Origin of the sequence: Methylomonas stagni, assembly GCF_050154735.1 — a bacterium.
Taxonomy (GTDB): Bacteria; Pseudomonadota; Gammaproteobacteria; order Methylococcales; family Methylomonadaceae; genus Methylomonas; species Methylomonas koyamae_A.
Genome location: NZ_CP189557.1, coordinates 5,056,405 through 5,063,787 on the forward strand (window position 1 = coordinate 5,056,405; position 7,383 = coordinate 5,063,787).

General features: G+C 50.4%; 7 protein-coding genes. All 7 read left to right on the forward strand.

Features of this window, described 5'->3' with window-relative positions; genetic code table 11:
* Positions 1–53: 53 nt before the first annotated feature.
* Entirely contained in the window at positions 54–938 is an 885-nt protein-coding gene (gene prmA / locus ACP4CD_RS23110) for a 50S ribosomal protein L11 methyltransferase (RefSeq protein WP_168032508.1), read from the forward strand.
* A 234-nt stretch (positions 939–1,172) separates the two neighbouring features.
* Positions 1,173–1,583: a DUF3426 domain-containing protein gene (locus ACP4CD_RS23115; protein WP_071155500.1), complete on the forward strand. Its 411-nt coding sequence runs from the start codon at positions 1,173–1,175 to the stop codon at positions 1,581–1,583.
* A 6-nt stretch (positions 1,584–1,589) separates the two neighbouring features.
* Complete coding sequence (locus tag ACP4CD_RS23120) at positions 1,590–2,786, forward strand: class I SAM-dependent rRNA methyltransferase (RefSeq protein WP_071155502.1); 1,197 nt, start codon at positions 1,590–1,592, stop codon at positions 2,784–2,786.
* 183 nt (positions 2,787–2,969) lie between these two features.
* Positions 2,970–3,497 carry a hypothetical protein gene (locus ACP4CD_RS23125; RefSeq protein WP_426992826.1) on the forward strand — a complete coding sequence of 176 codons (528 nt, stop codon included), beginning with the start codon at positions 2,970–2,972 and terminating at the stop codon, positions 3,495–3,497.
* Positions 3,498–3,568: 71 nt separating this feature from the next.
* Positions 3,569–5,200, forward strand: a complete 1,632-nt coding sequence (xrtD, locus tag ACP4CD_RS23130; RefSeq protein ID WP_426992828.1) for a VPLPA-CTERM-specific exosortase XrtD — start codon at positions 3,569–3,571, stop codon at positions 5,198–5,200.
* Between the two features lie 55 nt (positions 5,201–5,255).
* Complete coding sequence (gene gmd, locus ACP4CD_RS23135; protein WP_064031511.1) at positions 5,256–6,377, forward strand: GDP-mannose 4,6-dehydratase; 1,122 nt, start codon at positions 5,256–5,258, stop codon at positions 6,375–6,377.
* Positions 6,378–6,381: 4 nt separating this feature from the next.
* On the forward strand, positions 6,382–7,353 hold the full coding sequence (fcl, locus tag ACP4CD_RS23140) for a GDP-L-fucose synthase (RefSeq protein ID WP_426992829.1): 972 nt from the start codon (positions 6,382–6,384) through the stop codon (positions 7,351–7,353).
* Positions 7,354–7,383 lie beyond the last annotated feature (30 nt).

Genomic DNA, 7,383 nt, shown 5'->3' on the forward strand with positions numbered 1-7,383 from the left:
GGTCTGTTATCGCTTGACGATGACAGGCCGGAAGCTCCTGCTTCGACGTCTTTATGGCCTGGCATCAAATTTCCGTCGTGACCGACGAAGTCACCGCACCCGAGGTATCCGACTTCTTCAGCGAGTTGGGCGCTGTTTCAGTGACTTACAGCGACGCCGAAGACGAACCAGTTTACGAACCAGCCATCGATCAAACTAAAATATGGACTCGTACCCGAGTGACCGGTCTGTTTGAGTTGGACACCGATCCGGACATCGTCCATACCTTGACGTTTAACCAGTTTGTCGGGCGGCCGCTACAGGAATGGGTAGCGGAAGTGTTGCAAGATCAGGTTTGGGAGCGGGCCTGGATGGAGCATTTTCAACCGATGAAGTTCGGTGAGCGCTTGTGGGTATGCCCTAGCGGCCAGGAACGGAGCGAATCCGGCTCGGTGTGTATGACGCTGGATCCCGGCTTGGCCTTCGGTACCGGTACGCATCCTACCACGGCATTGTGTCTCGAATGGTTGGCCACGCATTCGGTCGAAGCCATGGATTTGATCGATTACGGTTGTGGATCGGGGATTTTGGCGGTTGCCGGATTGTTGTTGGGCGGTAAGTACGCTCACGCCGTCGATATTGATCCGCAAGCACTGGAAGCGAGTCGCTACAATGCCGAGAAAAATAATGTCCAAGCCAGAATCAATTATTATTTGCCCGAGCAGTTTTCCGGCGTTATCGGCGATGTGGTCGTCGCCAATATATTGGCGAAACCGCTGATCGAATTGGCGCCGTTACTGACAAGCCTAGTTCGGCCGGGCGGAGTGCTGATCTTGTCTGGGATTTTGAATGAACAGGCGGAGGCGGTAGCCGAAGCCTATCGGCAGCAAGGATTGGAGGTTGGGATGCCGATTAGCAAAGACGATTGGTGTAGGCTGGATGCCCGCAAAGTCGGGTGATGCATGTTCGTCCGCTGCCCGCATTGCCAGTTTAGTCAAGCGATCAGTATCGATGAATTAAGAAATTGCCGGGACCTGCTGGTTTGTAGCGGGTGCGGCCGCTGTTTCGACGCGTTACCGAGGCTGAGTGCAATCGCTTCGAATGGCGGCGCGGGCGTTGGGTCGGCGCGGTTTTCCGAAGTGACTGCGGGGCGGAGCGGGTCTCCTAGCTTTTGGGGCTACGCTGCGTTAGTAATGTTGGTCTTGTTGATTGGGCAAATGTTCTATTTCGAAGGCGCCGCCTTGAGCAATCGGCCCTCGATTCGTAGTATTTTGGCGGCCGTATGTTCGGCAGTGCATTGTCAGCTGCCCGCATATCGAAACCTTAAGGCAATGACTTTTCGTCAATTGAATTTGCAAGCCGGGGCGGACCGCAGTTATTTGCTCAGCGGAGCTCTTTCCAATCAGGGGCTCTTTCCGCAAGCGGTGCCAAATTTACGGTTGACGTTGACCGATTTATCCGGAAACGTGATCGCGGAGCGGGTGTTCGGGGCCGAACAATATTTCGAGTCGGGGATGTTGTATCCGGATCAGACCAAGCCGTTTCGTTTACAGTTTGCCGCGCCGGCGACATCCGTCGCTGGTTATGCATTAAATTTACTTTGACTCTGCATGACTTACCCGCAACTTTTTCTAAAAAAGCACGAAGACAAGCGCCTGCGGCAAGGCCACCTTTGGGTGTTTAGTAATGAAATCGACAGCCAAAAATCACCAATGGACGGCTTCGCGGCCGGCGATTTGGTTTGCGTGGTCGATCATGCGGGCAATGCTTTGGGTACAGCCTATTTGAATCCGAATGCCTTGATTTGCGCTCGGCTACTCACTCGGAAAGCCAATGTCAAAATCGGCGAGAAATTTTTTAGGCAACGCTTGCGGCAGGCATTGACATTGCGCGAACGTCTGTTCGATCAACCTTATTACCGGTTAGTGTTCGGCGAAAGCGACGGATTGCCCGGTTTGGTGATCGACCGCTACGGTTCGGTTTTATCGGTTCAAATCACCACGGTGGGTATGGAATGTCACATCGAGCTTTTGGTCAAGCTGTTGGTTGAATTTTTGGCCCCGGAAGCAGTCCTGCTGAAGAACGACACGGGTCAACGGGAGTTGGAAGGATTGAACACGGAAGCGCGGCTAGCTTTTGGGGTGCTGCCCGACCGGTTGGAAATTGTCGAGAACGGTACCCGCTTCTTGATCGATGTGGCGGCCGGGCAAAAGACCGGTTGGTTTTACGATCATCGCAATGCCAGGGCGCGCTTCGCCTCGCTAGTCAAAGGCGCCAGAGTGCTGGATTTGTTCAGTTACGCCGGCGGTTGGGGAATCCAGGCCGCTGTGGCCGGCGCCGCCGAGGTGTGTTGCGTCGATAGCTCGGACTCTGCCCTGACTTTGGCGGCCGCCAGTGCGGGCTTGAACGGAGTTGCCGATAAGATGGGCTTTGTCCGAAGCGATGTTTTCGAATTTCTCAAGCAAGCTCGGGAAGGACGGCGGCACTACGACGCCATCGTCCTGGATCCGCCGGCGTTGATCAAGCGCAAAAAAGATTTCAAGTCCGGTTACGAGGCCTACCGCCGGCTGAACCATCTGGCGTTGCAAGTGTTGGAAGCCGACGGCATTCTGGTATCCGCTTCTTGCTCTCACCATTTGAGCCGGGATAATCTACACGAGATTCTGAGGTCTTCGGCCAGGCATATTGATCGACATTTGGTGTTTTTCGGAGAGGATGGCCAGGGAAGCGACCACCCAATACATCCGGCCGTTCCGGAAACAGAATATCTAAAAACGTTTTTTTGCGCTGTTTCGCCGAGTCTTTGAGTTAGCGATGCCATCAGCGAAGCCTAACCCGTGCGCCTTGTGCGGCCAACCGGTAAAGGTTGGCGGTTTTAAACTGCTGACCGGAGATGGGCTGAAACGGTTTTGCTGCGAGGGTTGTCGCAGTATTTTCCAATTGCTCAATGCCGAGCAAACCATAACAACAATACCCGAGGAGAAACTTAGATGAAAGCCTGCCAATCCTGCGCGGAGCGCGTCAACATCGGATGCCGTCACCAGCAAATGCCCGTTATTTCCAGAGCGATTGGTTTGCTATTCATTTATCTGCCGATCTTGACGCTCCCATTTGTGATTCTCAGTGCCTACCTGACCTACTGGAGTTTAAAGCTGGTAGGGGCTGAAAACGTGAAGTCTTGGAGTGACTTTTTGCCGGAGCGGGCCAGCCACCGTTATAACTTAAAAAACCAAATTACAATGGATGGGTCGTTTAAGTTCAGCATGGCCCAGTCCAAATTGTTTTGGATCTTGAATTGCACTTGGTATTGCCCTTACAGCGTTGCGCTGTTCGAATGGCACGCCTACATGGTCAAAGTCGTCGAAAATTGGTGGTGCCCGTTCACCCACGATCGCAAAAACGGATACACGAACGGTGCGATCGATCAATCGTTTTGGCATATTTATCCGGAAGAAAAGGCCAAATTGCACGAAGACGATAAAAACAATCCCATTTTTACCGAGACTGCTGAAGATTAATCGGGATGTCATCCGCGGTTCACGTTGAACTGGGAAAATGGTGGATGTTCAGCTGGACGCCCTGACGGACGGTGGCTTTTTTAATTTTTGGAATTTCAAACGGAATGAATACGGAAACAAATAAACCAATATTGGTCTGGGCTTTATGGGGCGGTGCTCTTCTATTGCTGGGTTTGGCGTTTCGCGGCAGTATCGACGAAATGATGACAACTTGGACGAAAAGGGAGGAATACAGTCATGGATTTTTTATCCCCTGTATTTCCGCTTATCTGTTATGGATTCGCCGGCATGAGCTGACCTGGGTTGGCGAAGTTCGGCAGTCCCTAGCGGGATTGGGTTTGTTGGTCATCGCTTTATTGCTGTTGGTACTCGGCGGCCTGGCTACCGTGAAAACCCTGGAACAGTACGGGTTGATTCTGGCCTTGTTCGCAATTTTTACGGCGGCATTCGGAACACAGGGCTTACGCACCGGCGCGGTGCCGCTGTTGTTCTTAATCTTCATGGTGCCGTTTCCGGACTTCATCCTGAACAATTTGTCTTCTAAATTGCAATTGATCTCGTCCTGGCTCGGCGTGGAATTTATCCGTGCCTGCGACATCATGGTGTATTTAGAAGGAAACGTTATCGATCTAGGGGTCTATAAGCTACAAGTGGTTGATGCTTGTAGCGGCTTGCGTTATCTGTTTCCGCTGGCTAGTTTGGCGTTTTTATGCGCCTATCTCTTTAAGGGACCGTTTTGGCAAAAATTGCTGATCTTTTTGTCATCCATGCCGCTGACCATTTTTATGAACAGTTTTCGCATCGGTGTTATTGGCGTGCTAGTCGATAACTGGGGGACTGATATGGCCGAGGGTTTTTTGCATGATTTCGAAGGTTGGGCGGTGTTTCTGTTGTGTATGGTGCTGCTGTTCGTCGAAATGTGGATCTTTAGCCGAATTAGTGGTCGTCGCCTGTCGATGAACGAGTTGGTGCAAATCCCTGAAGAATGGGGGCGGGCCGAATCTCGAATGCCGCCCGCAGTGCTAAATATCTCAGTCTACGCAGTGCTATGCTTAGTAGTTTTAGGAGGGCTTGCTTCGGAGAAGTTCAAGGGTAGGGAGGATATTATCCCTCAGCGTAAAGCTTTTCTGCATTTCCCGACGCAATTAGGCGACTGGCACGGACATAATGACTATTTGACTCAATATTACCTGAACGAATTGAAGTTAACGGATTACGTCATCGTTAACTTTGTGCAACAAGGCACCCATAATTCAATCAACTTTTATAGTGCCTATTATCAATCGCAACGTAAAGGCGCGGTTGTGCATTCGCCGCGCAGTTGTATCCCGGGCGACGGTTGGCAGATCGTTAGTTTTGAACAACGCGAATTTCCAGAAATGCGGATAGGCGATGATTCCATCAAGCTCAGCCGCGCGATCATTCAAAAAGGCGATAGTCGCCAATTGGTCTATTTTTGGTTTCATCAGCGAGGCCGGCAAGTCACCAACGAGTTTTTGGTCAAATGGTACTTGTTTTACGATGCGATTACGTTAAATCGCACGGACGGAGCGTTGATTCGTCTGGTCACTCCGGTCGATAAAGTCGAGGATATCTCGTTCGCGGACAGGCGCTTACAAGATTTTATGAAGTCGCTGCTGCCGGTATTGCCCGAGTACTTGCCGGGTAAAAATGTCGTTCCGATTGTTCGGTCGGCAGGTTAATATCAAGTTTCGTTAAAGGTTTTGTAACAGTACCCCACATGGTAGAGGAGCAATAGTGAATAGAAAGAAAGCATTGGTCACTGGGATTACCGGGCAGGACGGTTCTTATCTGGCAGAGTTTTTGTTGGAAAAAGGCTATGAAGTGCATGGGATCAAGCGGCGGTCGTCGTTGTTTAACACCGAGCGGGTCGACCATATCTATCAGGATCCGCATATTCGCGATCCGAAGTTTTTTCTGCATTACGGCGATTTGACCGATAGTTCCAACCTAACTCGAATCTTGAGCGAAATTAGGCCAGATGAGGTGTATAACTTGGGGGCTATGAGTCACGTCGCGGTATCTTTTGAATCGCCCGAATATACTGCGGACGTCGACGCGATCGGCACGCTTAGATTGCTCGAAGCCATTCGCTTTTTAGGCATGGAGAAACAGACTCGGTTTTATCAGGCTTCGACGTCCGAGCTTTACGGCTTGGTACAGGAAATTCCACAAAAAGAGACTACGCCATTTTACCCGCGCTCTCCTTACGCGGTTGCCAAGCTTTATGCCTATTGGATCACCGTAAATTATCGTGAAGCGTATGGCATGTATGCGTGTAACGGTATTTTGTTCAACCATGAATCCCCGCGCCGGGGTGAGACCTTCGTTACGCGTAAAATCACGCGCGGTCTCAGTAATATCGCTATTGGCTTGGATAGTTGCTTATTCATGGGAAATATGGATTCACTTAGGGATTGGGGGCATGCGAAGGATTATGTCCGCATGCAGTGGATGATGTTGCAGCAAGAACAGCCAGACGACTTTGTTATTGCTACTGGGGTTCAATATTCTGTAAGACAATTCATTGAAATGTCGGCCGGCGAATTGGGCGTGACGATTCGCTGGGAGGGTAGTGGCGTCGAAGAAAAAGGTTATGTTGAGTCTATCGCTGGCGACAAGGCACCCGCATTGCAAGTTGGGCAGAATATAGTTGCGATCGATCCGAGATATTTCAGGCCGGCAGAGGTTGAAACTTTGCTGGGCGATCCGACCAAGGCCAAAGAAAAGCTAGGTTGGGTGCCTCAAATTACGCTCTCGGAAATGGTGGCGGAAATGGTGGCGTACGATCTGGAGCAAGCTCGCAAACACGCTTTGTTGAAAGATCAAGGTTACAACGTTTCGGTAAGTCGGGAGTAATGCGGTGGCCGATGTGGATAAAAAAGTCTTTTTGGCCGGACACTGCGGCATGGTTGGGTCGGCAATACATCGGCAACTGCTGAATGGTGGCTATCGAAACGTTATTGTCAAATCCCACTCTGAGTTGGATTTAACCGACCAGGAGCAGGTTCGCAGATTTATGGGGCAAGAGCGTCCGCAGCTGGTGATTTTAGCGGCGGCTAAGGTGGGTGGGATCCACGCGAACAATGAATATCCAGCGGAGTTCATCTATCAAAATTTGATGATGGAAGCCAATGTAATCCACGAAGCGTGGCGTGCTGGCTGCCGAGAGCTCCTATTTTTAGGAAGTTCGTGTATCTATCCGAAGTTTGCTGCACAACCAATGGCTGAAAGCGCATTGCTGACTGGCATATTGGAGTCGACTAATGAGCCTTACGCTATCGCAAAAATTGCAGGGATAAAGCTTTGCGAGTCTTACAATCGACAATACGGCACGGATTTTCGATCAGTTATGCCGACCAATCTATATGGAGAAAACGACAATTTTCATCTGGACAATAGCCATGTAATTCCAGCGATGATCCGTAAATTCCATGACGCGAAAGTCAACGGTGACGCTAGCGTTACCGTTTGGGGAACAGGCAAAGCAATGCGTGAATTTTTGCATGTCGAGGATATGGCGGCGGCTTGCATATATGTCATGGGGCTGGACAAGCAGCATTACCAATCGGTTACCGAACCCATGTTGTCCCATATCAATGTGGGAACCGGGGTCGATGTGACGATACGTGAACTTGCGGAAACAGTCGGTAAGATTGTCGGTTTCGAAGGAGAGATCGTTTGGGATACAACCAAACCTGATGGAACACCTCGCAAGTTGATGGACAATTCCAAGATCAGAGCTTTGGGTTGGCAGCCAAAATTCAACTTGGAAGTCGGATTAAAAGCGACTTATCAGTGGTTTGTGGAAAATCAAGGGCAGTTTAAGGCCTAATGATTGAGCTGATCTAAATCAGAAGTTGAA

Excerpts from the sequence above, each read along its gene's own strand:
- prmA (WP_168032508.1), top strand. The coding sequence starts at position 54 with ATGGCCTGGCATCAAATTTCCGTCGTGACCGACGAAGTCACCGCACCC.
- ACP4CD_RS23115 (WP_071155500.1), top strand. The coding sequence starts at position 1,173 with ATGTTGGTCTTGTTGATTGGGCAAATGTTCTATTTCGAAGGCGCCGCC.
- ACP4CD_RS23120 (WP_071155502.1), top strand. The coding sequence starts at position 1,590 with ATGACTTACCCGCAACTTTTTCTAAAAAAGCACGAAGACAAGCGCCTG.
- ACP4CD_RS23125 (WP_426992826.1), top strand. The coding sequence starts at position 2,970 with ATGAAAGCCTGCCAATCCTGCGCGGAGCGCGTCAACATCGGATGCCGT.